General features: G+C 73.7%; 21 protein-coding genes. 12 read left to right on the top strand and 9 right to left on the bottom strand.

The window, feature by feature from the left end:
• Positions 1-195: 195 nt before the first annotated feature.
• Positions 196-1,536 carry a M20/M25/M40 family metallo-hydrolase gene (locus tag AC6CH9_RS07330; RefSeq protein WP_400554830.1) on the top strand — a complete coding sequence of 447 codons (1,341 nt, stop codon included), beginning with the start codon at positions 196-198 and terminating at the stop codon, positions 1,534-1,536.
• Between the two features lie 58 nt (positions 1,537-1,594).
• On the top strand, positions 1,595-3,085 hold the full coding sequence (locus AC6CH9_RS07335; protein ID WP_498154319.1) for an MFS transporter: 1,491 nt from the start codon (positions 1,595-1,597) through the stop codon (positions 3,083-3,085).
• A 759-nt stretch (positions 3,086-3,844) separates the two neighbouring features.
• On the opposite strand, the gene AC6CH9_RS07340 is transcribed toward AC6CH9_RS07335, so the two are convergent.
• Entirely contained in the window at positions 3,845-5,107 is a 1,263-nt protein-coding gene (locus AC6CH9_RS07340) for a cell division protein PerM (RefSeq protein WP_498154320.1), read from the bottom strand.
• A gap of 81 nt (positions 5,108-5,188) precedes the next feature.
• Between AC6CH9_RS07340 and AC6CH9_RS07345 the strand changes: the two genes are divergently transcribed.
• Both AC6CH9_RS07345 and AC6CH9_RS07350 read left to right on the top strand, forming a co-directional pair.
• Positions 5,189-6,034 carry a patatin-like phospholipase family protein gene (locus AC6CH9_RS07345; protein WP_498154321.1) on the top strand — a complete coding sequence of 282 codons (846 nt, stop codon included), beginning with the start codon at positions 5,189-5,191 and terminating at the stop codon, positions 6,032-6,034.
• Entirely contained in the window at positions 6,031-7,089 is a 1,059-nt protein-coding gene (locus tag AC6CH9_RS07350) for a 1-acyl-sn-glycerol-3-phosphate acyltransferase (protein WP_498154322.1), read from the top strand. Before AC6CH9_RS07345 ends, AC6CH9_RS07350 begins: the two co-directional genes overlap by 4 nt.
• Before the next feature lie 102 nt (positions 7,090-7,191).
• On the opposite strand, the gene sucD is transcribed toward AC6CH9_RS07350, so the two are convergent.
• Both sucD and sucC read right to left on the bottom strand, forming a co-directional pair.
• Positions 7,192-8,082, bottom strand: coding sequence for a succinate--CoA ligase subunit alpha (gene sucD / locus AC6CH9_RS07355; RefSeq protein WP_047233084.1), 891 nt, complete (start codon positions 8,080-8,082; stop codon positions 7,192-7,194).
• Positions 8,083-8,119: 37 nt separating this feature from the next.
• Positions 8,120-9,289 (bottom strand): ADP-forming succinate--CoA ligase subunit beta, encoded by a 1,170-nt coding sequence (sucC, locus tag AC6CH9_RS07360; RefSeq protein WP_087471387.1) that lies wholly within the window; start codon positions 9,287-9,289, stop codon positions 8,120-8,122.
• Positions 9,290-9,549: 260 nt separating this feature from the next.
• Between sucC and AC6CH9_RS07365 the strand changes: the two genes are divergently transcribed.
• Together AC6CH9_RS07365 and AC6CH9_RS07370 are read left to right on the top strand one after the other, a co-directional pair.
• A complete protein-coding gene (locus tag AC6CH9_RS07365) occupies positions 9,550-9,771 on the top strand; it encodes a helix-turn-helix domain-containing protein (RefSeq protein ID WP_498154323.1) in 222 nt (73 codons plus the stop codon).
• A 1-nt stretch (position 9,772) separates the two neighbouring features.
• Positions 9,773-10,345, top strand: a complete 573-nt coding sequence (locus AC6CH9_RS07370) for a Clp protease N-terminal domain-containing protein (RefSeq protein WP_498154324.1) — start codon at positions 9,773-9,775, stop codon at positions 10,343-10,345.
• Positions 10,346-10,374: 29 nt separating this feature from the next.
• On the opposite strand, the gene AC6CH9_RS07375 is transcribed toward AC6CH9_RS07370, so the two are convergent.
• Positions 10,375-11,289 (bottom strand): DUF5996 family protein, encoded by a 915-nt coding sequence (locus tag AC6CH9_RS07375; protein ID WP_498154325.1) that lies wholly within the window; start codon positions 11,287-11,289, stop codon positions 10,375-10,377.
• 108 nt (positions 11,290-11,397) lie between these two features.
• On the opposite strand from AC6CH9_RS07375, the gene AC6CH9_RS07380 reads away from it, so the two are divergent.
• On the top strand, positions 11,398-12,087 hold the full coding sequence (locus tag AC6CH9_RS07380) for a DUF6518 family protein (protein WP_498154326.1): 690 nt from the start codon (positions 11,398-11,400) through the stop codon (positions 12,085-12,087).
• Between the two features lie 4 nt (positions 12,088-12,091).
• Here the strand turns inward: AC6CH9_RS07380 and AC6CH9_RS07385 are convergent, their stop codons facing one another.
• On the bottom strand, positions 12,092-14,872 hold the full coding sequence (locus AC6CH9_RS07385; protein WP_498154327.1) for a UvrD-helicase domain-containing protein: 2,781 nt from the start codon (positions 14,870-14,872) through the stop codon (positions 12,092-12,094).
• Between the two features lie 118 nt (positions 14,873-14,990).
• Here AC6CH9_RS07385 and AC6CH9_RS07390 point away from each other — a divergent pair, with 118 nt between their 5' ends.
• Positions 14,991-15,371, top strand: a complete 381-nt coding sequence (locus AC6CH9_RS07390) for a VOC family protein (protein WP_498154328.1) — start codon at positions 14,991-14,993, stop codon at positions 15,369-15,371.
• A 17-nt stretch (positions 15,372-15,388) separates the two neighbouring features.
• Here AC6CH9_RS07390 and AC6CH9_RS07395 read toward each other — a convergent pair whose 3' ends face one another.
• The 4 genes from AC6CH9_RS07395 to AC6CH9_RS07410 all read right to left on the bottom strand — a co-directional run bounded on the left by AC6CH9_RS07395 (position 15,389) and on the right by AC6CH9_RS07410 (position 17,729).
• Positions 15,389-15,871 (bottom strand): DUF456 domain-containing protein, encoded by a 483-nt coding sequence (locus AC6CH9_RS07395; protein WP_498154329.1) that lies wholly within the window; start codon positions 15,869-15,871, stop codon positions 15,389-15,391.
• An 18-nt stretch (positions 15,872-15,889) separates the two neighbouring features.
• Complete coding sequence (locus AC6CH9_RS07400; protein ID WP_498154330.1) at positions 15,890-16,705, bottom strand: alpha/beta fold hydrolase; 816 nt, start codon at positions 16,703-16,705, stop codon at positions 15,890-15,892.
• Positions 16,702-17,262 (bottom strand): PadR family transcriptional regulator, encoded by a 561-nt coding sequence (locus AC6CH9_RS07405; protein WP_498154331.1) that lies wholly within the window; start codon positions 17,260-17,262, stop codon positions 16,702-16,704. The genes AC6CH9_RS07400 and AC6CH9_RS07405 overlap by 4 nt, the downstream gene beginning before the upstream one ends.
• A 101-nt stretch (positions 17,263-17,363) precedes the next feature.
• Entirely contained in the window at positions 17,364-17,729 is a 366-nt protein-coding gene (locus tag AC6CH9_RS07410) for a hypothetical protein (RefSeq protein ID WP_053369663.1), read from the bottom strand.
• 442 nt (positions 17,730-18,171) lie between these two features.
• On the opposite strand from AC6CH9_RS07410, the gene AC6CH9_RS07415 reads away from it, so the two are divergent.
• The 4 genes from AC6CH9_RS07415 to AC6CH9_RS07430 all read left to right on the top strand — a co-directional run bounded on the left by AC6CH9_RS07415 (position 18,172) and on the right by AC6CH9_RS07430 (position 23,226).
• Positions 18,172-19,920 carry a nitrite/sulfite reductase gene (locus AC6CH9_RS07415; protein WP_498154332.1) on the top strand — a complete coding sequence of 583 codons (1,749 nt, stop codon included), beginning with the start codon at positions 18,172-18,174 and terminating at the stop codon, positions 19,918-19,920.
• A 215-nt stretch (positions 19,921-20,135) separates the two neighbouring features.
• Positions 20,136-20,819: a phosphoadenylyl-sulfate reductase gene (locus tag AC6CH9_RS07420; RefSeq protein WP_498154435.1), complete on the top strand. Its 684-nt coding sequence runs from the start codon at positions 20,136-20,138 to the stop codon at positions 20,817-20,819.
• An 8-nt stretch (positions 20,820-20,827) separates the two neighbouring features.
• Positions 20,828-21,838 carry a sulfate adenylyltransferase subunit CysD gene (gene cysD, locus AC6CH9_RS07425; protein WP_498154333.1) on the top strand — a complete coding sequence of 337 codons (1,011 nt, stop codon included), beginning with the start codon at positions 20,828-20,830 and terminating at the stop codon, positions 21,836-21,838.
• A complete protein-coding gene (locus AC6CH9_RS07430) occupies positions 21,838-23,226 on the top strand; it encodes a sulfate adenylyltransferase subunit 1 (protein ID WP_498154334.1) in 1,389 nt (462 codons plus the stop codon). The genes cysD and AC6CH9_RS07430 overlap by 1 nt, the downstream gene beginning before the upstream one ends.

Genomic DNA, 23,226 nt, shown 5'->3' on the forward strand with positions numbered 1-23,226 from the left:
CCACGTGGGCCTCCGGAACCCGCAGCATCGCCAGATTCGCCAGGGTCTCTCCGCCCCGGCGTGAGGCGCGCGCTCTCCGCAGAGATTCCCTCCAGAGGATCGCGACCGTCTCGCTAAATCGGTACAGGCACGATGGAGCCGCGGTGCGGAGATCCCTGTCGCCCGCTCGTGATATCGAGTCTCTAGGGTGTGCTCATGACGACCACGACCGTGACCCCTCGGCCGGGCGCAGACGAGCGGCTCGCCCGCCTCATCCGGATCCCCACGGTGTCCGCCGAGCTGGAGGAACGAGGCCTCGCGCCCTTCGACGAGCTCGTCGACCTCCTGCCCGAGCTCTACCCTCTGGTCCACGGGCGCCTCGACCGCGAGCGCATCACCGACCTCGGCCTGCTCTACCGCTGGCGCGGGCGCTCCGACGAGCCGCCGATGGTGCTCATGGCGCACTACGACGTCGTCCCGGTCGACGAGAGCGACGACTGGACCTACCCGCCCTTCGAGGGGCGCGTCGCCGACGGCTGGGTCCACGGGCGCGGCGCGCTCGACGACAAGGGGCCGCTCGTCGTCGTCCTCGAGGCGGTCGAGAACCTGCTCGCCGCGGGCTTCACGCCCGCGCGGGACGTCTACCTGTCGTTCGGCGGCGACGAGGAGTCGCACGGCGCGGCGGCCGCCGCGATCGCGACGACGCTGCGCGACCGCGGCGTGGTCCCGTGGCTCGTGCTCGACGAGGGCGGCGCGGTCACGGACTCCCCGCTCCCCCTCGTCCCCGGGAGCGCCGCGATGATCGGCGTCGGCGAGAAGGGCGTGCTGACGCTGCGCCTCACCGCCCGCGGCGAGGGCGGGCACGCCTCCGCCCCGCCCACGACGACGGCGGTCCGGCGGGTCGCGCGCGCCGTCGAGCGCCTCGGCCCGCGCACCTTCCCCGCGCGCACACCCGTCGCGATCTCGCGCATGCTCCGGCTCTTCTCCGACCGCGCGACCGGACCGGCCCGCACCGCGCTGCGCGCCCTGGCCGCCGCGCCACCCGTGTCCGCGCAGGCCTTCGCCGCGATGGGGGGCGAGGCCGCGGCGATCGTCCGCACGACCGTCGCGCCGACGATGCTCTCCGGCGGCACGGCCGCGAACGTGCTGCCGTCGCAGGCGTCCGCGACCGTCAACCTGCGGATCGCGCTCGGCGAGACCGTCGCGGGCACCGTCGGGCGCGTCCGGCGGCGCGTCGACGACCCGCAGGTCCAGATCGAGGTCGTCGAGGGCAGCGAGCCCTCCCCCGAGTCCCCCGTCGACGACGAGCGGTTCGCCCTTCTCGCCGCATGCGTCGGCGTCTCGCACCCCGACGCGCTGCCCGCCCCGTACATCACGATGCAGGCGACCGACGCGCGGCACTTCCACCGGTTCGCGCCGGCCGTGTACCGGTTCGCGCCGCTCGCGATGTCCGCCGAGCTGCGCGCCACCATCCACGGCGTCGACGAGCGCGTCGAGGTCGCGGAGCTCGAGCGGGGCGAGCGGTTCCACCGCGCGCTCCTCGAGCGGCTACCCTGACGCTCCCCACCTCCGGGGCGCGCGACGACGCGCGCCTCCCCACGCAGAAGGAGCAGCGATGGCTCGCTCGCTCACCGGGCGCCTCGCGGGTTCGACCCTCGCCGGCGTCGTCGGGTTCCTCGCCTTCGTCGAGCTGACGAGCGGCGTCCTCCAGGGCTACTACACGCCGATGCTCACGGACATCGCGCGACACCTCGGCGTGCACGACGCCGACGTGAACTGGCTCGAGGGCTCCCAGCTCATGCTGTCCGCCCTCGTCGTGCCCGCGCTGGCCAAGCTCGGCGACATGGTCGGCCACCGGCGCATCCTCCTCTGGTCGACGGCGGTCACCGCGGCCGCGTCCCTCGCCCTGCCGTTCACGGACTCGTTCGCGGTGTTCCTCGTGGCATGGGCCGTGCAGGGGTTCTACGTCGTGTGGCTGCCGCTGGAGATCGCGCTCGTCTGGTCGCGCGCCCGACGCCTCGCGAACCCCGCCGCCGTCACCGCGCGGGCCGCGGGCGTCCTCGTCGCGGCCCTCGAGGTCGGCGCCATCGTCGGCGCGCTCGCCGGTGGGGCGCTCGTCGTCGCGCTCCCGCTGCGCGTCGTGCTCCTCGTCCCGGCGCTGCTCGTCGTCGTGTGCTTCGTCGTCGTGCTGCTCGGCGTGAAGGAGTCGCCCGACCCTGCGGGCGGACGCTTCGACACCGTCGGCCTCGTGCTCGTCTCGCTCGCGCTCCTCGCGCTCACGGGCGGCCTCAGCCTGCTCCGCCTCGAGGGCGTCGTCGCGTTCGCGCCGTGGGCGCTCGTCGTGCTCGGCGCCGCGCTGCTGTGGCCGTTCGCCCGGTGGGAGCTGCGCCAGGACGACCCGCTCGTCGACGTGCGCATGTTCCGGTCCCCCACGCTCGGCCCGGTGTTCCTCACCGCCGGCCTGTTCGGCGTCTCCGTGCTCGGTGCCCAGGCCCCGCTGTCGACGTTCGCGCGCACCGACCCCGCCGAGCACGGGTACGGGCTCGGCACGAGCGGCTTCCAGACGTCCCTGCTCATCGGCGTCTACCTGATCGGCATGATCGTCGGCGCGCTGTCCTACCCCCGGGTCGCCCGCCGCTCGACGCCGCGCCTCACCCTGGTCGGTGCGTCCACCCTCGTGGGTGTGGGCTTCCTGCTCTTCCTGCCGTTCCACGGGACGTACGCGAACGTACTCACCAACATGGTGATCGTCGGGCTCGGCTCCGGCGCTCTGGTCGCCGCGCTCCCCGCAGCCGCCGCGGCTGCTGCGCCCCCGACGCTCACCGGCGTCGCGACCGGCCTCACCAACTCCGTGAAGACCGTCGGCGGCGCGATCGCGTCCTGCGTCTTCGGCATCGCGCTCGCGGGCGCGGCACTCCAGGGCGGCGCCACCGGGAGCACGGCCGGCTCGTTCGGCGGGTACGTCACCGTCTGGGTCGTGTGCGGCACGACGGCGCTCGTCGCGGCCGTCCTCCTGCTCGTCGTCGTCCCGCGCCAGGCCTTCACCGACCCCGCCGCCGCGGCCCCCGTCGAGGGCGCTCCCACCATGACGTCGCCGACCGCCTGAACCCATCGAGACAGCACGCGCGCACGGCCGAGGGGGAACCGCAGACCGCCGAAGTAGAACGCTGGTCTGCCGAGACAGAACCGTGGTCGCGCGAGGTAGAACGCCGGTTCTTCTGCCCGACGGCGTGTGGTTGCGTGGGGTGGGCGGGGTGGGCGGGGTGGGCGGGGTGGGCGGGGTGGGTGGTGGCGCCGCGTCTACCATCCGCCGCTCGTTCCTCGCGGCTCCCGCCAGGCCCGCCACGACGCGGCACCACCACCCACCCCGCCCGTATCTCGTCTCGCCCTGGTCGCCGCTCACCCCGGGCTACCACCCGCGTGTCGGACTCGCGAGCCCGGTTCGCCGCATCCGATCTCGGTGCGACACTTCCCGCACCGCCGCACCGCGACTGAGCGTCGTAGGTCGCGCCACGGTCGCGACGCGTACCGGTCGCCGCGACGTCGCGCCGAGTCGTCGCGAGGTCACGCCGAGCAGGTGAACTCAGCTCGTCTTGGTCGTCTGACGATCCGCGATCCGCTGTTCGGCCTCAGGACCGCTCGGCCGGCTCGCCGCCGGGACAAGGTGAGACGACGGCTGAGCGGTGGGGGTGGGCTCGGATGCGAAGGGGCGTCAGAGCGGCGCTCCTCGAACCCACGGCCGAAGGACCGGGGCGACGGCGCCGCAGCCCCGAGCACCGAGGCCGCCCGCGCCGCGGACCCAACCCGGCGGGTCTGAGACCTGACCACGGTTCTACCTCGGCCAACCACGCTCTACCTCGGCAGGTCAGGCCTCGTCGTCGAGGGGGTCGCCGTGGCGGCGGCCCAGGACGTCGAGCCGCGCCCAGAGGATCGCGAGCGCGGCGCCGCCGCCGATCTCGGCCGCGGCGAGCGCGCCGACGACGAGCGCGTCGGCGCCGACGACCTCGAGCCGCCCGGGCCCGACCGCCCCGCCCGCGAGCCAGCTCACGACGCCGGCGAGCAGTCCGGCGCCGAGCGCGACGCCGCCGACGGCGAGGCCGACGTCGAGCCACCGGACGTCGTCGTCCGGGTGCGTCCCGGTCACGTCGCGCAGGCGGCGCCACACGAAGGCCCCGGCCACGACGCCGAGCGTGACGACGACAGCCGGCACCCAGGGCGTCAGCGGGTTGGTCCAGTCGTCCCCGGGCAGCGCGCCGAGCAGCGGGATCGCCGGGAGCGCGCCGGGCTCGGAGCCGGTCGGGGCGAACGTGCTGCCCTCGCCCACGGCGAAGCCCGGCCCGACGAGCCAGGCTCCCGCCCAGGCGACGACGTTCGGCAGGACGGCGAGCTGCGCGAGCGCGAGCACGATGCCGCCGACGGTCCCGGGCACGAGCCCGGCCACGATGTCGCCCGACGTCGCGCGCCCGGCGACGAGCCACGCCCCGACGACGACGGCCGAGACGCCGGCCAGCAGGCTGGTGCCGAGCAACCCGCCGCGCAGTCCCAGCCGCACCGACGGCGGGAGCCACCCGTCGAACCGCTGCGTGAGGTCGCCGACGAACGGGGCGTCCGGCCGCGCGAGGATCCCGGCGCCGAGGCCAAGCCCGCCGACGAGCCCTCCCCCGACGACCGCGACCGCGAGGCCCCAGGGCGGGGTGGACCCGGCGAGGAGCGCGACGCCCAGCGTCGCGAGCGCGTAGGTCACGGTGCCCGCGACCCAGGCGGACGTCGTCGTGTGCGCGGAGCGGCGCGCGGACGCGAAGCAGCAGAACAGCGCGAGCGCGGTGAGCCCGAGGGGCACCAGAGTGACGGTCGTCCCGCTCGCGACGAGCGGGACCCCGTGGCCGAGGAGCCAGAAGCCCGCGGCGATCGTCACGGACTGGCCCCACCCCGTGCCCTCGGAGGCGCCGGTGGACGACGCGAGGAAGGCCACGACGCCCGGCAGGACGACGACCGCGAGGGACAGCGCGAGCGCCTGGAGCGCGGCGAGCACGCCCGACGGCCCGCGCCGGACCACGACCGGTACAGGGGCCGGGCTGCCGTCCACGGTGCGCGTGCGCGCACCACGCGTCGTGCTGGTGGTGCTCATGGTGCCCATCGTCGTCGATCGAGTGGTCGGTCCGTGGCATTCGCCCCGGCGCGCCAGCCTACCCGCGCCTACGATCGGTCCATGACGACGGCGCCCGCCCCCACCGCGTTCGTCCTGGGTGGCGGTGGCGTGCGCGGCGCGGTCCAGATCGGCATGCTGCGCGCGCTGCTGGAACGCGGCATCACGCCCGACCTGGTGGTGGGGACGTCGATCGGCGCGATCAACGGGGCGGCGCTCGCGGCGGACCCGACGCCCGCCGTCGTCCCCCGCCTCGAGTCCGCCTGGTCGTCGCCCGCGGCCGCGCAGGTCTACGGCGAGGCGTGGTACCGGCAGGTGCATCGGCTCGCGACGACGCGCACCCACCTCGCCAGCCCCGCACCCTTGCGCGCGCTCCTGCGACAGGTGCTCGGCGAGCGCACGACGTTCGCCGACCTCGCCGTGCCGCTCGTCGTCGCCGCGGCGTCGATCGAGCGGGCGGCCGAGCGCTGGTTCAGCGACGGGCCGCTGATCGAGGCCGTGCTCGCCTCGGCCTCCGTCCCGGGCGCGCTGCCGCCCACGCGCATCGGGGACGAGCACTACGTCGACGGCGGCGTGGTCTCCTCGATCCCGCTGGGCGAAGCCGTGCGCCGCGGCGCCCGGACGGTCTGGGTGCTCCAGGTCGGCCGGATCGAGGAGCCGCTGCGACCTCCGCGGACCGCGGTCGAGGTCGCGAAGGTGACGTTCGAGATCTCCCGACGGCACCGGTTCGCGCGCGAGCTCGCCGAGGTCCCCGACGACGTGACCGTCCACGTCCTGCCGAGCGGCGGGCCGCTCCCCGGCGACGAGCGGCTCTCGTCGTCGCGGCGCCTCGACACGACGCGCGCCCGCGCCGCGTCGTCGTACGCCGCGTCTCGTCGCTACCTCGACGAGCTGGGCGGTGGGGCGTGAACGTCCCGCCCCCGCCTCGGTGGGTCCGCCGGCTGCTGGTCGCGCCGGCCGTCGTCGTCCTCGCGGTCCTGCTCGTCCCGACGAGCATCATGCTCGTCCTGCTCGTCGGCGGCATCGTGAGCTGGGCGCTGCCCGGCCGCCTGCGCGCGCCGCGCGTGCTGTGGCTCGCGAGCTTCTACGTGGTGTGGGACGCCGCCGCGATCGTCGCGCTGTTCGGCCTCTGGGTGGGCTCGGGGTTCGGGTGGGCACTGCGCCGCCCGGCGTTCCGGCGCGCGCACGTCCGTCTCGCGGGCACGATGCTCTCGGTGCTGTTCTGGCAGGTGCGCTGGACGCTGCGGCTGCGGATCGACCTCGACCTCAGCGAGGCCGACGGGCTCGACGGGGCACCGGTGCTCGTGGTGAGCCGGCACGCCGGTCCGGGCGACTCGTTCGTCCTCATGGACCGCATCGTCAACGCGGCGGGCCGCGAGCCGCGCGTCGTGCTCAAGGACACGCTGCAGTGGGACCCGGCGATCGACGTCCTGCTCCACCGCGTCCCCGCGTACTTCGTGGTGCCGCGCTCGCGTCGGCGGCACGGTGCACCGTCGGGCAGCGAGGCGGTCGCCGCTCTCGCCACCGACCTCGCCCCGGACTCCGCCGTGCTGCTCTTCCCCGAGGGCGGGAACGTCACGCCGCGCCGCCGCGACGCGCGCATCGCGGCGCTGCGCTCCTCCGGCGAGGACGACCTCGCCGCGCTCGCCGAGGGGATGCCGCACGTCATGGCGCCGCACGTCGGCGGGTTCCTCGCCGCTCTCGACGCGACGCCGACGACGGGCGTCGCCGTCGTCGCGCACACGGGTCTCGAGCGACTGGTCACGGTGCGCGACATCTGGCGCGAGCTGCCGATGGACAAGCGCCTCACGCTCAAGATCTGGGCGACGCCCCGCGAGGCGCTCCCGGCGGGCGACGAGGAGCGCGCCGCGTGGCTCTACGCGCAGTGGGTGCGCCTCGACGCGTGGCTGGCCGCCTCGGGAGCGCCGACGGTCCCGAGCGGCGACCGTGACCCGGCCACCTGACCTCCGCACCGGCCCGGACGCACGACGCCCCGCGACCGGCGGACCGGTCGCGGGGCTTCGGGTGCGAGGACCCGGGTCATCGGTCCTGCGGTGGAGCCAGGGTCAGGCGAGGACCTCGCGCAGGAGCGCGGCGGTCTCGGACGGCGTCTTGCCGACCTTGACGCCGACGGCCTCGAGGGCCTCCTTCTTGGCCTGCGCGGTGCCCGCGGAGCCGGAGACGATCGCGCCGGCGTGGCCCATCGTCTTGCCCTCGGGGGCGGTGAAGCCCGCGACGTAGCCGACGACCGGCTTCGTGACGTGCTCCTTGATGTACGCCGCGGCACGCTCCTCGGCGTCGCCGCCGATCTCGCCGATCATGACGATCGCCTTGGTCTCGGGGTCGTTCTCGAACGCCTCGAGCGCGTCGATGTGCGTGGTGCCGACGATCGGGTCGCCGCCGATGCCGATGGCGGTCGAGAACCCGAGGTCCTTGAGCTCGTACATCATCTGGTAGGTCAGCGTGCCCGACTTCGACACGAGACCGACCGGGCCCTTGCCCGTGATGGTGTGCGGGGTGATGCCGGCGAGCGACTCGCCCGGCGTGATGATGCCGGGGCAGTTCGGGCCGATCATGCGCGTCTTCTTGCCCTGCAGGTAGGCCCACACCTCGGCCGTGTCCTGGACGGGGACGCCCTCGGTGATGACGACGATGAGCGGCATCTCGGCGTCGACGGCCTCGATCGCCGCGTCCTTGGTGAACGCCGGCGGGACGAAGAGGACGGACACGTTCGCACCGGTCTCGGCCATGGCCTCGGCCACGGTGCCGAACACGGGGAGCGTGACGTCGTTGCCCTCGTGGTCCTTGTGCGTGACGGTCGTGCCGGCCTTGCGGGCGTTGACGCCGCCGACGATCTGCGCGCCCGAGTCGAGCATGAGGGCGGTGTGCTTGGCACCCATCCCGCCGGTGATGCCCTGGACGATGATCTTGGAGTCGGAGTTCAGGTAGATCGACATGGTGTTCTCTGTCTCAGCTTTCCGCGTCTTCGGGCGATCAGGCGTTGGCCAGCTCGGCAGCCTTGTCGGCCCCGCCGTCCATGGTCTCGGCGAGGGTCACGAGCGGGTGGTTCGCCTCGCGCAGGATCGCGCGGCCGAGGTCCACGTTGTTGCCGTCGAGGCGCACGACGAGCGGCTTGGACGCCTCGTCGCCGAGGATCTCGAGCGCGCCGACGATGCCCTTGGCGACCTCGTCGCACGCGGTGATGCCGCCGAAGACGTTGACGAACACCGACTTGACCTGCGGGTCGTTGAGGATGACGTCGAGGCCGTTCGCCATGACCTGTGCGTTGGCGCCGCCGCCGATGTCGAGGAAGTTGGCCGGCTTCACGCCGCCGTGCGCCTCACCGGCGTACGCGACGACGTCGAGCGTGCTCATGACGAGCCCCGCGCCGTTGCCGATGATGCCGACCTCGCCGTCGAGCTTGACGTAGTTGAGGCCGTTCGCCTTGGCCTTGGCCTCGAGCGGGTCGGTCGACTCCTTGTCCTCCAGCGCCTCGTGGTCCGGGTGACGGACCTCCGACGCGTTGTCGTCCAGCGTGACCTTGCCGTCGAGCGCGATGATCGACCCGTCCTCGGTGCGGACGAGCGGGTTCACCTCGACGAGCGTCGCGTCCTCGGCCGTGAAGACGGTCCAGAGCTTCTGGATGACCGCCGCGACCGGTGCCTTGAGCTCCTCGGCGAAGCCGGCGGCGTCGACGATCTCGCGCGCCTTGGCCTCGTCGATGCCGACGATCGGGTCGACCGCGACCTTGGCGAGCGCCTCGGGGCGCTCGACCGCGAGCTGCTCGATCTCCATGCCGCCCTCGACGGAGCACATGGCGAGGTAGTTGCGGTTCGACCGGTCGAGGAGCACCGAGAAGTAGAACTCCTCGGCGATCTTGGCGCCCTGGGCGACCATGACGCGGTGGACCGTGTGGCCCTTGATGTCCATGCCGAGGATCTCGGACGCCTTCTCGGCGGTCTCCTCGGGCGAGTGGGCGAGCTTGACGCCGCCGGCCTTGCCGCGACCGCCGGTCTTCACCTGGGCCTTGACGACCACGGTGCCGCCGCCGAGCTTCTCGGCGCCCGCGCGGGCCTCCTCGGGCGTCGTCGCGACGACCCCGCCCAGCACGGGCACGCCGTGCTTCTCGAAGATGTCGCGCGCCTGGTATTCGAACAGGTCCACCCTGCTGCGTCCTTCCGTCTGATGCGCCGTGTGCGGCATGACCGATGTCTCGACATCAAGACATCCCCGTACAGGGTAGCCCGGGAAGGCCGGGGCTCCTATCGATCGGCCGCGGGCCGTGCCCGGTGCCACGTGTTCCGTTCGTCACGCGGCGGCCCGCGTGGGCACGGTCCGCGGTCTGCGCGCCCCCAGCGCGTCCACGCGCCACGTGTGTCAACTCTTGTTGACACATCGCCGGATGTCAACCTATATTGACAGCCATGGAACCCGTCGACATGGACGCCGCGAGCAGCACCGATCCCGACACGGGCCTGCGTGCCGTGCGGTCGCTGCGCGTGCTCGCCGAGCGCCTCGAGGCGCTCCAGGTCGAGCACGCCCGAGCGCTCGGCTGGTCGTGGCAGGAGATCGCCGACCGGCTCGGCGTCACCCGCCAGGCCGTGCACAAGAAGTACGGCGCGTCCCGCACCCCCAGGAGGTCTTGACATGTTCGAACGCTTCGCCGCCGACGCCCGCGACACGGTGGTCGGCGCCCAGGAGGTGGCCCGCTCCCGTGGCGACGACGCCATCGACGCCGTGCACCTGCTCCTCTCTCTCGCCCACCGGGACGGCAGCACGGGCGCCACCGCGCTCGCCGCCGTCGGCGTCGCGACCGACGACCTCGAGCGGCACGTCGACTCCGCGAGTCCTCACGACACGCTCGACGGCCCGGCGCTCGCCGCCCTCGGCATCGACCTCGACGAGATCCGGGCCCGCACGGACGCGGCCTTCGGGCCGGGGGCGCTCGACCGCGCGGGCGACGACGAGCGCCGTCGCGGGCGACGCCGCCGCGCGCACGTCCCGTTCACCCCGGAGGCGAAGAAGACGCTCGAGCTCTCGCTGCGCGAGGCGGTGCACGAGGGCTCGCGCACCATCGACTCAGGCCACGTCCTCGCCGCGGTCGCGCGCGCGAAGGGCTCGACGGCGCACCGCGCGCTGGTCGACGCGCTCGCGGAGGCGGGGTCCGACGTCGCAGGCCTGCGCGCTGCGCTCGCGGCGCGGCACCGCCAGGCCTCCTGACCCGGGCGTGACCGGTCCCCTTGCTGCCCTCAGCCGGGCGGGACCGGTCCCGTGAACGCGTCGAGGTCCCACCCGGCGGCCGTCGCCAGCTGACGGTAGGAGCGCTCGAAGAACGCGAGCAGGACGGCGTCGGGGTCCGCCGCGTCGCGCAGCACCCCGCACGGGAGCACCGCCTCGCGCAGGCCGGGGTCCCAGTACCCCGGGGCGAGGTCGAGGTCGCTCACCCCCGGCGGCTGCGGGTACGCGTACGCGTAGACCTGGTCCGCGTGCGTCGTCGGGTCGCCGGGCCAGTAGCCGACCGCGAGGTTCTCCGCGTTCTCCGCGTAGCGGTAGATGGGCTCGACGTCGTCCGGCTGGTGGAAGGGTCGCCCGTTGAACAGCGTGAGCCCCAGGTCGAAGGCGCCCCAGTAGAAGCGCGGCCCGCTCGACTTGCCGTAGAACCCGGAGCGGAACCGCTCCATGACCGCGACGACCCGCTGCACGGTCGCGAGCCACGTGCGTGTGAGCCCGCCGTCCCACTCCCCGACCTCGGTGTCCTCCTCGAACGGCACGGGGTCGGGGATCTCGCGCGGCGTCGACCACACCCGCACGGCCACGTCGAGACGGTCGAGGCACGCGAGCGTGCGGGCGTAGAAGTCGGCGACGGACATCGGCCCCAGCCCGATGGTCTCGGTGCGCCCGTCGGACGTGCGGAACGCGACGCGCTCGGCCACGAGGTCGATCTCGACGTCGAGCGCGCGGTCGCCGACCTGCATCACGGGCGTGACGAACCCGCGCGACGTCACGTGGAACGCGACGTTCCACCAGTGGTTGACGTACGGCGTCAGGTCGAGCACGACCTTGCCGATCACCTGGGTGAACAGGTGGAGCGGCCGGCGCGTCGGCTCCCACCGTCGGACGTCGAGGTCGGGCCACGGGGCGGGGCGGGCGGCCGGCTGGGTCACGGGAGGCTCCTCGGGGCTCGGTCGTCCTGCCACGGTAGGACGCCTCGCGCGCCCGTGCCCGACGACGGGGTGACGCCCGGCGGGCCACACGGCGCCTAGCGTCGTGGGGTGCCCGAGACGACCTCGCTCCCCGACCGCGCCGACGACCGCTGGTCGGCACCGAACCGACCCGCCGGGATGACGACGTCGCCGGGTCGTCCCTGGCGGCGCGCTGCCCTCGTGCTCGTCGCGAGCTTCGTGCTCGGCGGCCTGACCTCGTACGCCCAGGGTTTCCTGCCCGACGCCGCGGCGCCCTTCGCGAACTCGGCGAGCGGCTGGACGCTGCTCACCGCGCTCCTGGTCGCCTGGTACGCGTGCGCCCCGCATGCCCGGACGTGGCACGCCGCCGTGCTGGGGGCCACGAGCTTCGTGCTGCTCACCCTGGGCTACACGGTCGCCGCCGACGTGCGCGGGTTCTTCTACGACCCGACGATGTTCGGCGTGGTCGGCCTGGTCGTCGGCCCGTTCGTCGGCGTCGCTGCGGCGTGGCTGTGGCGCACGGGCGCCCACGCCGCCCTCGGCACCGCGGTGCTCGCGGGCATCGGCGTCGGCGAGTCCGTGTACGGGCTCACGACGGTCGTCGAGACGACGGGCGCCACCTACTGGGTCGTGATCGGCGTCGTCGCGCTCGTGCTCCTCGCCGCCATGCTCGCGCGTCGCGTCCGCGGCGCCGTACCCGTCACGGTCGCGGTCGTGGGCACCGCCGCGGTCGCAGGAGCGTTCGTCCTCGCCTACCGCGCGCTCGGCACGATCGGCTGACCCGTCAGAGCTTGGTCACCGGCGAGTAGCGCAGCAGGAGGCGCTTGGTCCCGTCGGCGCCGAAGTCGATCTTCGCGACGGCGTTCGGCCCCGCCCCCTCGAGCGCGACGACCGTCCCGAGCCCGTACGCGTCGTGCGTGACCTTGTCCCCCACGGAGAGGCTCGGCACGTCCCCGTCGGCGCGCGGCGTCGCGGACCCGAACTTCGCCCCACCGGACGGCGAGCCGAACGCGGCGCGGGCAGGGGCCGACGACGACGGGTCGTGGCGGGTCTGGCGGGAGCGGCCCGAGGAACGAGGGCCGCGGATGGTGGACCCGTCGTCGTCGGCCCCTGCCCGCGCCCCCGACCCGAACCCGGACCCGGACCCGGACCGCGAACCGGACCACGAACCCGAGCCCGAGCCGCGGCCCCAGACCGACCCGCCCGCGCGCAGGGTCGCCATCGACGACTCGCGCCGCCGCCAGTCCCACAGCTCCTCGGGGATCTCCTCGAGGAACCGGCTGGGCGGGAACTCGTTGGCCATGCCCCACGCGGACCGCACCGCGGACCGGGACACGTAGAGCCGCTCGCGCGCGCGGGTGATGCCCACGTAGGCGAGGCGGCGCTCCTCGGCGAGCTCGGCGTCGTCGTGCAGGGAGCGCATGTGCGGGAACGTGCCGTCCTCCATGCCGGTGAGGAACACGACGGGGAACTCGAGGCCCTTCGCCGTGTGGAGCGTCATGAGCGTGACGACGCCCGGGTCCTCCTTCTCCTCACCCTCGGCGTCCTCGTCGGCGCCGTCGTCCGCGGGGATCTGGTCGGCGTCCGCGACCAGCGAGACGCGCTCGAGGAAGTCGGACAGCGTGCCCTCCGGGTCGAGCTCCGTGAACTCCGTCGCGACGGCGTGCAGCTCGGCGAGGTTCTCGACGCGCGTCGCGTCCTGCGGGTCGTCGCTCGCGCGCAGCTCGGCGAGGTAGCCGGTGCGGTCGAGGACGGCGCCGAGTATCTCGGACGGGCTCGCACCGGAGTCCGCGAGCTCGCGCAGCCCGGTCATGAGCTCGACGAACGCGCGCAGGGGGTTGAGGGTGCGGTTGGTCAGGCCGGGGATCTCGTCGATCCGGGCGAGCGCCGCACCGAACGAGATGCGCTCGCGGTCCGCGAGCGCCGCGACGGCGCCCTCGGCCCGGTCCCCCAGCCCGCGCTTGGGGGTGTTGAGCACGCGGCGCAGGTTGACGTCGTCGTCGAGGTTGTCGATCGCGCGCAGGTACGCGACGGCGTCCTTGACCTCGCGCCGCTCGTAGAAGCGCGTGCCGCCGACGACCTTGTAGGGCAGGCCGACGCGGATGAGCACCTCCTCCAGCGCGCGGGACTGCGCGTTGGTCCGGTAGAACACCGCGACGTCGCCGGGGCGCACGCCGTCGGAGTCGCCCAGGCGGTCGATCTCCTCGGCGACGAACCGCGCCTCCTCGTGCTCGTTGTCCGCGACGTAGCCGATGACCTTCGCGCCCGCACCCGAGTCGGTCCACAGGCGCTTGGGCTTGCGGTCGGGGTTGCGCGAGATGACGGCGTTGGCGGCCGAGAGGATGTTCTGGGTCGAGCGGTAGTTCTGCTCGAGCAGGATGGTCCGGGCGTCCGGGTAGTCGGCCTCGAACTCGAGGATGTTGCGGATCGTCGCGCCGCGGAACGCGTAGATCGACTGGTCGGCGTCACCGACGACGGTGAGCTCGGCCGGGTCGAGCGCGGGGACCTGCGCCTCCCCGGTCCCGCTCGTCGCGGCGTCGGTCGCCGCCGAGTCCTCGCCGACGCCCGCGAGCTCGCGCACGAGCACGTACTGCGCGTGGTTGGTGTCCTGGTACTCGTCGACGAGCACGTGCCGGAACCGGCGGCGGTAGTGCTCCGCGACGGCCGGGAACGCCTGGAGCAGGTTGACCGTGGTCATGATGATGTCGTCGAAGTCGAGCGCGCTCGCCGCGACGAGGCGCGCCTGGTAGCGCGTGTAGACGTCGGCGAGCACCTGGTCGAACTCGGGGACGCTCGCGCCGTGCTGTCCGCCCCGCGCCGCGAGGCCGTCGTCCGTCGCGTGCGCGCCCGAGTCCCGGGCGTAGGTCTCGGGGTCGATGAGCTCGTTCTTGAGGTCCGAGATCTTGTTCGCGAGCGAGCGCGCCGGGTACTTCTTGGGGTCGAGGTCCAGCTCGCGCGTGACGAGCGTGATGAGCCGCTGCGAGTCCGCCGCGTCGTAGATGGAGAAGCTCGACCGCAGCCCGAGCGTCTTGGCCTCGCGCCGCAGGATGCGCACGCACGCCGAGTGGAACGTCGAGACCCACATGTTGCGCGCGGCGGGCCCGACGAGCGTCTCGACGCGCTCGCGCATCTCCGCCGCGGCCTTGTTGGTGAACGTGATCGCGAGGATCTGGCCCGCGCGCGCCCGGCCCGTGGCGAGCAGGTACGCGATGCGGTGCGTGAGCACGCGCGTCTTGCCCGACCCGGCGCCCGCGACGATGAGCAGCGGCCCGCCCGCGTGCACGACGGCCTCGCGCTGCTGCGGGTTGAGCCCGTCGAGGAGCGCCTCGGGATCGAGGTGGGCGTACCGGCCCCTGCGCTCCCCCGTGCCCGGCGACGAGCCGGCGCTCCCCGGGCCCGTCCCGCCGTCCCCGGCGGGCGACCCCGCGCCGTCGGGCACGGCCGGGTCGTCAGTCCAGCGCGGCGCGGTCCGCGGGAGGCGGGACTCGCCGCCGTGGTCGACGCGCGGGCCGTCGAACAGCGTGTCGAGGCCGGGCAGCGGGAGGTTCTCGAAGAGCGAAGCCATAGCCCCTCCAGCCTAGGCGCCCCCGCCCACACCCTGCGCCGCCCCGCCGATGAGTCCTGTCGCCCGCGACGGTCTCCCCGTTCGTCCGCAGCACCTGCCGCACCACGAAGGAGTCACCATGGCGACGACCCACCTCACGGGCGTGCACACCGTCGCGGTCCCGGTCACCGACCAGGACCGCGCGCTCGCCTACTACACAGGGACGCTCGGCTTCGAGGTCCGCATGGACGGCGAGCTCCAGGAGGGGTTCCGCTGGATCGAGGTCGCTCCCCCGGGGTCGGCGACGTCGGTCGCGCTGGTCGCAGCAGGAGACGGCCTCCCCGCGGGAGTCGACACCGGCATCCGTCTCACGACCTCCGACGCGGCCGCCGACCACGCCACGCTCGCCGACGCCGGTGCGAGCACCGGCGAGCTCCTGCGCTGGGAGGGCGTCCCGCCGATGTTCTCGCTCCGTGACGTCGACGGGAACACGCTCTACGTGATGGAGATCCCCGGCTGATCCGATACGTCCACCGGTCAGGTGATCGCGAGCCCCACGCCCCACGTCGCCGCCGCCAGGAGCCCACCGAGGAGCTGGACGAGGATCGTGATGCCCGTGGCCTGCATCGCGGCGACGGTCGCGCGCCACGCGGCGCGGCGGTCGCGGCGGCGCAGGAGCTCGGCGACGAACACCGCGAGCACGAAGCCGATGAAGAGCCCGATCACCGGGATGACGAAGAACCCGACGACGCCCGCGATCCCGCCCCAGACGAGGGTCGACCAGGGGACGTCCGCCCGGCGCATGTGGCGGCCGGCGAGGACGTACTGCGACACCTCGGCGGCGATCACGAGGACCCCCGCGACCGCGAAGACGACCCACGCGGCGGTGCCGCCCGTGACGATCGCCCACACGAGGATCGCGCCGAGCACGAGCACGTTCCCGGGCAGGACCTGCACGACGATCCCGATCAGCCCGACCAGGATCGCCAGCCCGACGAGGACCTCTCCACCGATGCTCACGGGGGAAACCCTCGCACGTCACGAGCGGCGCGCACGCTCCGGGAGCGGCAGGAGGCGCGGGTGCGCGACGCCGTCGACCACCCAGGACCGGATCATCGCGCTGAACAGGTCCGGGTCCTCCGCGCTCCACTGGTGGTGCATCCCCGGCGCGAGGCGCACGACGGCGTCCGGCACGCGACGCTGGATCGTCGCCAGGGCGCGGCGCGCGGGGCGCAGGTCCCGGCCGCCCGCGACCGCGAGCACGCGGGCTCCCGACTCCGCGAGCCCGTCGGGCCAGCGCCCGCCGTAGACGTCGGGCAGCAACCGCGCCATGGTCTCGCGGCGGATCGCGAGCCCCGAGCGCACGAACAGGTCGCGCGCGTCCGCCGGGATGCCCATGGCGACGGCCTGGCCCCGCCAGTACCAGGGCCGGTCCCAGACGCGGAGCTGCGCGCGGCCGAACGCGCCGGCGAGGCCGGGCACGCCGTCGACCACCGCGCCGGACGCGAGGACGGAGCGCACGAGTCCCGGGTGTCGCGCGGCGAGGCGCAATGCGACGATCCCGCCGAGCGACAGCCCGACGACGTGCACCTCCCGCCCGGCCGGGACCTCGGAGACGGTCGCGGCGACGTCGTCGACGACCGCGTCGAGCGACGCCGGGACCTGGTCGCCACGGCTCCCGAAGCCGAGCAGGTCGGGCGTCCACACGTCGAGGTCGTCCAGCGCCTCGACCTGCGGCTCCCACATCCACGACGCCACGTTGCCCCCGTGCAGCAGGACGACGGAGACGGCACCCGTGCCCGGCGCGCCAGGGCGGGTGGCGGGGTGGTGCACGACGACGTCCGGCGCGGTCACGCGAGCACCTCCCGCTCGGTCTCGTCGAGCCATGCGAGCTCGGTCCGGGCGTGCGCGAGCCCGTGGCGCAGCGTCGCGAGGCGCAGGGCGAGCCCTCGGGTCTCGCGGACCCGGTCCGCGTCCGGCCCGCCGTCGGCGAGGACCGCCGCGACGCGCTCCTCCTCCGCGGCGAGCGCGGCGATCGTCTCCTCCGCCAGCGCGCGCCGGGTCGCGAGGAGCGTCGCGACCCCGTCGTCGTCGAGCTGGTCAGCGAAGAAGAGGCGGCCGAGGAAGGGCTCGCGGGAGTCCTCCGGCTCCAGCGGCGAGGCGAGCCAGTCGCGCAGCGCCGCGCGGCCGGCGTCGGTGATGGTGTGGACCTTGCGGTCCGGGTAGCTCTCCTGGGGCACGATCTCGACCTCCGCGAGCCCGGCGTCGACGATCGCGGCGAGCGTGCGGTAGAGCTGCGAGCGGTCGGCCGCCCAGAAGTGGCGCACGGAGGAGTCGAACGCGCGCTTGAGGTCGTAGCCGGTCATCGGCCGCACGGTGAGGAGTCCGAGGACGAGGTATCGGAGGACCATGCGACTAGTGGACCATGCACCTAGTCGCCCGTCAACGCCCCGGGTACGCCGGAGGCCCGCCGACGGACGATCCGTCGACGGGCCCGGCCGGATCGCTGCGGTCAGTTCCAGAAGACCGCGACGAGGATGTTCACGAGGGTCAGACCACCGATGGCATGCTTCACGCCCGGCGCCACGGCGCCGTCGGCCGACTTGGCCCCCTGGCGCTTGGCGACGAACGCGAGCACGGCGATGACGAGCGCGATGACCAGCTTGACGCCGATCTTGGCCATGTCCGGGCCACCGTCACCCCAGACGGACGCCTCGCCGATGCCCACCATGGCGATCCCCGCGACGAGCGCGGTGAGCGCGCCGTGGAAGACGCCCTTGTACAGGCCCGGCGAACGCAGGGACGCGAGGTAGCCGCCGAGGACGATGGCCCACCCGATGAAGTGCAGCGCGACGAAGACGTTGTAGAGGAACTCCATGGCCCCATCCTATTTGCTGACGCCGCTGTCGTGAAAGTTTGCACAAAGTGAGATGCGCCCAGGCCACACGGGGTCGGGCCGCCCCCGAGCACGACGGGCGCCACCGGCTCGACAAACACGACTGGATCGGTCTACTATTTCCGGTTTCCCACCATGCGGACCAGGACTGTCCACGCCGCTGGACCGCCGCTATCGTTCTGGGCATGACCACGGCAGCCCGCACCCTCCTCGTGACCTCGCGTCACGGGATGCCGGCGTGCGCGCACACGTGTCTCAGCTGTTGTCGCTGAACCGCGCCCGACTCAGCGCGAGCCCTGGCTCGCCTCTCTCCCCGAGAACCCCTGAGAACCGGCGCGCGCCGTCGGTCCTCAGCCACTCGCACCCTCGCTGAGCGCTCGCCGTCGCGCGTCCCCGCCCCCGAACGAGGACACGAGGAACACCGATGACGCAGGTCACGACGGTGCCGGACGCCACGCCGGCACGACCTGAGCGGCCGGCCCGTACCGCTGAGCGGCCCGCCCGCCCGGCGCGCGCCGCCCGGCCGAACGGACAGTGGAAGGTCGACGGCACCGAGCCGCTCAACGGCAACGAGAAGTGGAAGCAGGAGGACGGCGGGCTGTCCGTCCGCGAGCGGATCGAGACGATCTACGCGCGCGACGGCTTCGACTCCATCACCGGCGACGACCTGCACGGGCGGTTCCGCTGGTGGGGCCTGTACACCCAGCGCAAGCCCGGGATCGACGGCGGCAAGACGGCGACGCTCGAGCCGCACGAGCTCGAGGACCGGTACTTCATGCTCCGGGTCCGCATCGACGGCGGCGCCCTGACGACCGAGCAGCTCCGCGTCATCGCGGACATCTCGAAGGACTTCGGCCGCGACAGCGCCGACATCACCGACCGCCAGAACATCCAGCTCCACTGGGTCGAGGTCGAGAACGTCCCGGAGATCTGGCGCCGCCTGGAGGCCGTCGGCCTGCAGACGACGGAGGCGTGCGGCGACGTCCCGCGCGTCGTGCTCGGCAGCCCGGTCGCGGGGATCGCCGCCGACGAGCTCATCGACATCGGTCCGGCCGTCGCGGGGATCACCGAGAAGTACATCGGCGTCCCCGAGCTCGCGAACCTCCCGCGCAAGTTCAAGACGGCGCTCACCGGGCACCCGAGCCAGGACGTCGTGCACGAGATCAACGACGTCGCGTTCGTGGCGCACCGCCACCCCGAGCTCGGCATCGGGTTCGACCTGTGGGTGGGCGGCGGGCTGTCCGCGAACCCGCGCCTCGGCGAGCGCCTCGGGGCGTTCGTCACCGAGGAGCAGGTGCCCGACGTCTGGCACGGCGTCGTGCAGATCTTCCGCGACTACGGCTACCGCCGGCTGCGCAACAAGGCGCGCCTCAAGTTCCTCCTCGCCGACTGGGGGCCCGAGAAGTTCCGCGAGGTCCTCGAGACCGAGTACCTCGGGTACGCGCTGCCGGACGGCCCGCCGGCCCCCAAGCCGCCCGTGCCCGGCGACCACGTGGGCGTGCACAAGCAGAAGGACGGGCTCAACTACGTCGGTGCGGCGCCGTACGTCGGCCGCGTGTCCGGGACGATCCTGGCGAACGTCGCCGACCTCGCCGAGTCGGTCGGCTCGCACCGCGTGCGCCTCACGCCCCACCAGAAGCTCCTCGTGCTCGACGTCCCGGACGAGCAGGTCGAGCACGTCGTCTCGACGCTCAAGGCCAACGGGCTCGACGCCAACCCGAGCCCGTTCCGCCGCAGCACGATCGCCTGCACGGGCATCGAGTACTGCAAGCTCGCCATCGTCGACACCAAGGACACCGCGACCGCCACGATCGACGAGCTCGAGAAGCGACTCGGCGACCTGTCGCACATGAAGCCGCTCTCGCTGCACGTCAACGGGTGCCCCAACTCGTGCGCACGCATCCAGACGGCGGACATCGGGCTCAAGGGTCAGCTCGTGATGGACGACGACGGCGAGCAGGTCCCGGGCTTCCAGGTCCACCTGGGCGGCGGCCTGGCGTCCGACGACCGCGAGGTCGCCGGCATGGGCCGCACCGTGCGCGGGCTCAAGGTCACCGCGACCGACCTGCCCGACTACGTCGAGCGCGTCGTCCGGCGGTACGAGGCCGACAAGGACGGGACCGAGACCTTCGCCGAGTGGGCGCACCGCGCCGACGAGGAGGCGCTCCAGTGAGCGAGGACCAGGGCGTGACGACCACCACCGTCGGCACCCCGCCGTCGGGCACCACCGACCCGCTGGCCGCGCTGCGCGCCGCGGCGAGGGCGAAGGCCGAGCAGCGCGAGAGCGCGAAGGCGGCGCACCACGCGGAGCGCGCCCGGCAGGTCGAGCAGGGCCGCGAGAAGCGGTCCCTCGACGAGCTGCGCGAGATCGCGCGGCGCGGCGCGGAGCTGCTGCACGGCGCCGGCACGCCCGGCCTCGAGGGGGCCACCCGCCCGGAGGCGACGGCCGAGGAGGTCATCGCCTGGGCGGCGCGCGAGTTCGGGACGTCCGTCGCGGTCGCGTGCTCCATGGCCGACGCCGTGCTCCCCCACGTCGTGGCGGCACAGATCCCCTGGGTCGACGTGCTGTTCCTCGACACGGGCTACCACTTCGCCGAGACGGTCGGGACGCGCGACGCCGTCGAGCAGCAGATGGACGTGACGATCGTCGACGTCCGCCCCGAGCTCACCGTCGCCCAGCAGGACGCGGCGCACGGCAAGGACCTGTTCGGTCGCGACCCGGCGCTGTGCTGCCAGATGCGCAAGGTCGAGCCGCTGCACCGCACGCTCGCGGGCTACGAGGTGTGGGTCACGGGCGTGCGCCGCGACGAGGCGCCGACCCGGACGAGCACCCCGCTCGTGACCTTCGACGAGAAGAACGGGCTCGTGAAGATCAACCCGCTCGCGGCGTGGTCGTTCGACGACCTGCTCGCGTACGCCGCACGGCACCAGGTGATCCTCAACCCCCTGCTGAACGACGGCTACCCGTCGATCGGCTGCCAGCCGTGCACCCGGCGCGTCGCGCCGGGCGAGGACCCGAGGGCCGGCCGCTGGGCAGGGCTCGACAAGACAGAGTGCGGACTCCACGTATGAGGACGGGCATGACGACCATCGACCTGACGACCGACGCACCGGGCTCCCCCGCCGGTGCTCTTGCCGGCGCCTCCGCAGAGGCTGCGCCGGTCCCCGCCACGGCGCTGCCGGGCGGGCGCCGCCTCGCGCAGCTCGACGCTCTGGAGAGCGAGGGCATCCACATCATCCGCGAGGTCGTCGCCGAGTTCGAGCGGCCCGTGCTGCTGTTCAGCGGCGGCAAGGACTCCGTGGTGATGCTGCACCTCGCGGTCAAGGCGTTCGCGCCCGGCCCGGTGCCGTTCCCCGTGCTGCACGTGGACACCGGCCACAACTTCCCCGAGGTGCTCGCCTACCGCGACGCGACCGCGCAGCGCCTCGGCCTGCGGCTCGAGGTCGCGAGCGTGCAGGACTACCTCGACGACGGCCGCCTGCGCGAGCGCGCCGACGGGACGCGCAACCCCCTCCAGACGCAGCCGCTGCTCGACGCGATCTCGGGCCACCGGTTCGACGCCGTGTTCGGCGGCGGCCGTCGCGACGAGGAGAAGGCGCGCGCCAAGGAGCGCGTGTTCTCGCTGCGCGACGAGTTCGGCCAGTGGGACCCGCGCAACCAGCGCCCGGAGCTGTGGAACCTCTACAACGGACGCCACCGCCCGGGCGAGCACGTGCGCGTGTTCCCGCTGTCGAACTGGACCGAGCTCGACGTGTGGCGCTACATCGCGCGCGAGCGGATCGAGCTTCCCGAGCTCTACTACGCGCACGAGCGCGAGGTGTTCGACCGCGACGGGATGCTGCTCGCCGTCGGTCCGTACTCCGAGCCCCGCACCGACGCCGAGACGGCGTCCCTGCGGACCGAGACCGTGCGGTACCGGACGGTCGGCGACATGTCGTGCACCGGCGCCGTGCGCTCGGACGCGACCGGCGTCGAGGACGTCATCGCGGAGGTCGCGTCGACGCGCATCACCGAGCGTGGCGCGACCCGCGCCGACGACCGCCTCTCCGAGGCCGCCATGGAGGACCGCAAGAAGGAGGGGTACTTCTGATGGGCACCCAGACCAGCACCGGCACCGTCACCGAGGACGCGGCGCCGCCGCTCGACGACGCGCGCCGCGGCACGCTGCTGCGCCTCGCGACGGCGGGTTCCGTCGACGACGGCAAGTCCACGCTCGTGGGCCGCCTGCTCTTCGACTCGAAGTCCGTGCTCGCCGACCAGCTCGACGCGGTCGAGCGCGTCTCGCGCGACCGCGGGCTCGAGACCGCCGACCTCGCGCTGCTCACCGACGGCCTGCGCGCCGAGCGCGAGCAGGGCATCACGATCGACGTGGCGTACCGGTACTTCGCGACCGCGCGCCGGTCGTTCATCCTCGCCGACTGCCCCGGGCACGTGCAGTACACGCGCAACACGGTGACGGGCGCGTCGACGGCGGACGTCGTCGTGCTGCTCATCGACGCGCGCAAGGGCCTGCTGGAGCAGACGCGCCGCCACCTCGCGGTCGCGAGCCTCCTGCGCGTGCCGCACGTGGTCGTCGCGGTCAACAAGATCGACCTCGTCGACTACAGCGAGGCCCGGTACGAGGAGCTCGCGGCGGACATCCGCGCGGCCGCGACGTCGCTCGGCGTCGGCGACGTGCACACGATCCCGGTCTCCGCGCTCGTGGGCGACAACGTGGTGGACCGGGCGAGCGCCCACACGCCCTGGTACGACGGCCCGAGCCTGCTCGAGCTGCTCGAGGAGCTCCCGACGGGCGACGACCCGGAGACCGAGGCGTTCCGCTTCCCGGTCCAGGTCGTCATCCGCCCGCAGGCCGCGGCCGACGAGCGCTACCGCGACTACCGCGGGTACGCCGGCCAGGTGGCGTCGGGCGTCGTGGCGGTCGGCGACGAGGTCGTGGTGCTGCCGTCCGGTCGCCGCACGACCGTCGTCGGGATCGACACGGCGGACTCGCTCGCGTCCGGCGAGGAGCTCACGGAGGCGTTCGCGCCGCAGTCCGTGACGATCCGCCTCGCCGACGACGTGGACGTCGCGCGCGGCGACCTCATCGCTTCCGCGGCAGAGGCGCCCGAGGTCACGCAGGACGTCGAGGGCACCGTCGCGTGGCTCAGCGACCGCCCGCTCCTGCCCGGCGCGCGCGTGCTGCTCAAGCACACGACCCGCACGGTGCAGGCCGTGGTGCGCGACGTCGTCGGGCGGCTCGACCTCGACACCGCCGAGCTCGAGCCGGCGGAGCGGCTCGACCTCAACGACATCGGCCGGGTGACGCTGCGGCTCGCGTCGCCCGTCGCGGCGGAGGAGTACGTCGTGGCCCGGCGCACGGGCGCGTTCCTGCTCGTCGACGGCCAGGACGGCGGCACGCTGGCCGCCGGCATGGTCGGCGACGCGCTCGCCGCCGCGCGCCGCCCGGCGTCCCGGCCCGGCTCGTACGCGATCTAG

This window comes from Cellulosimicrobium sp. GQ32 (genome assembly GCF_059758455.1).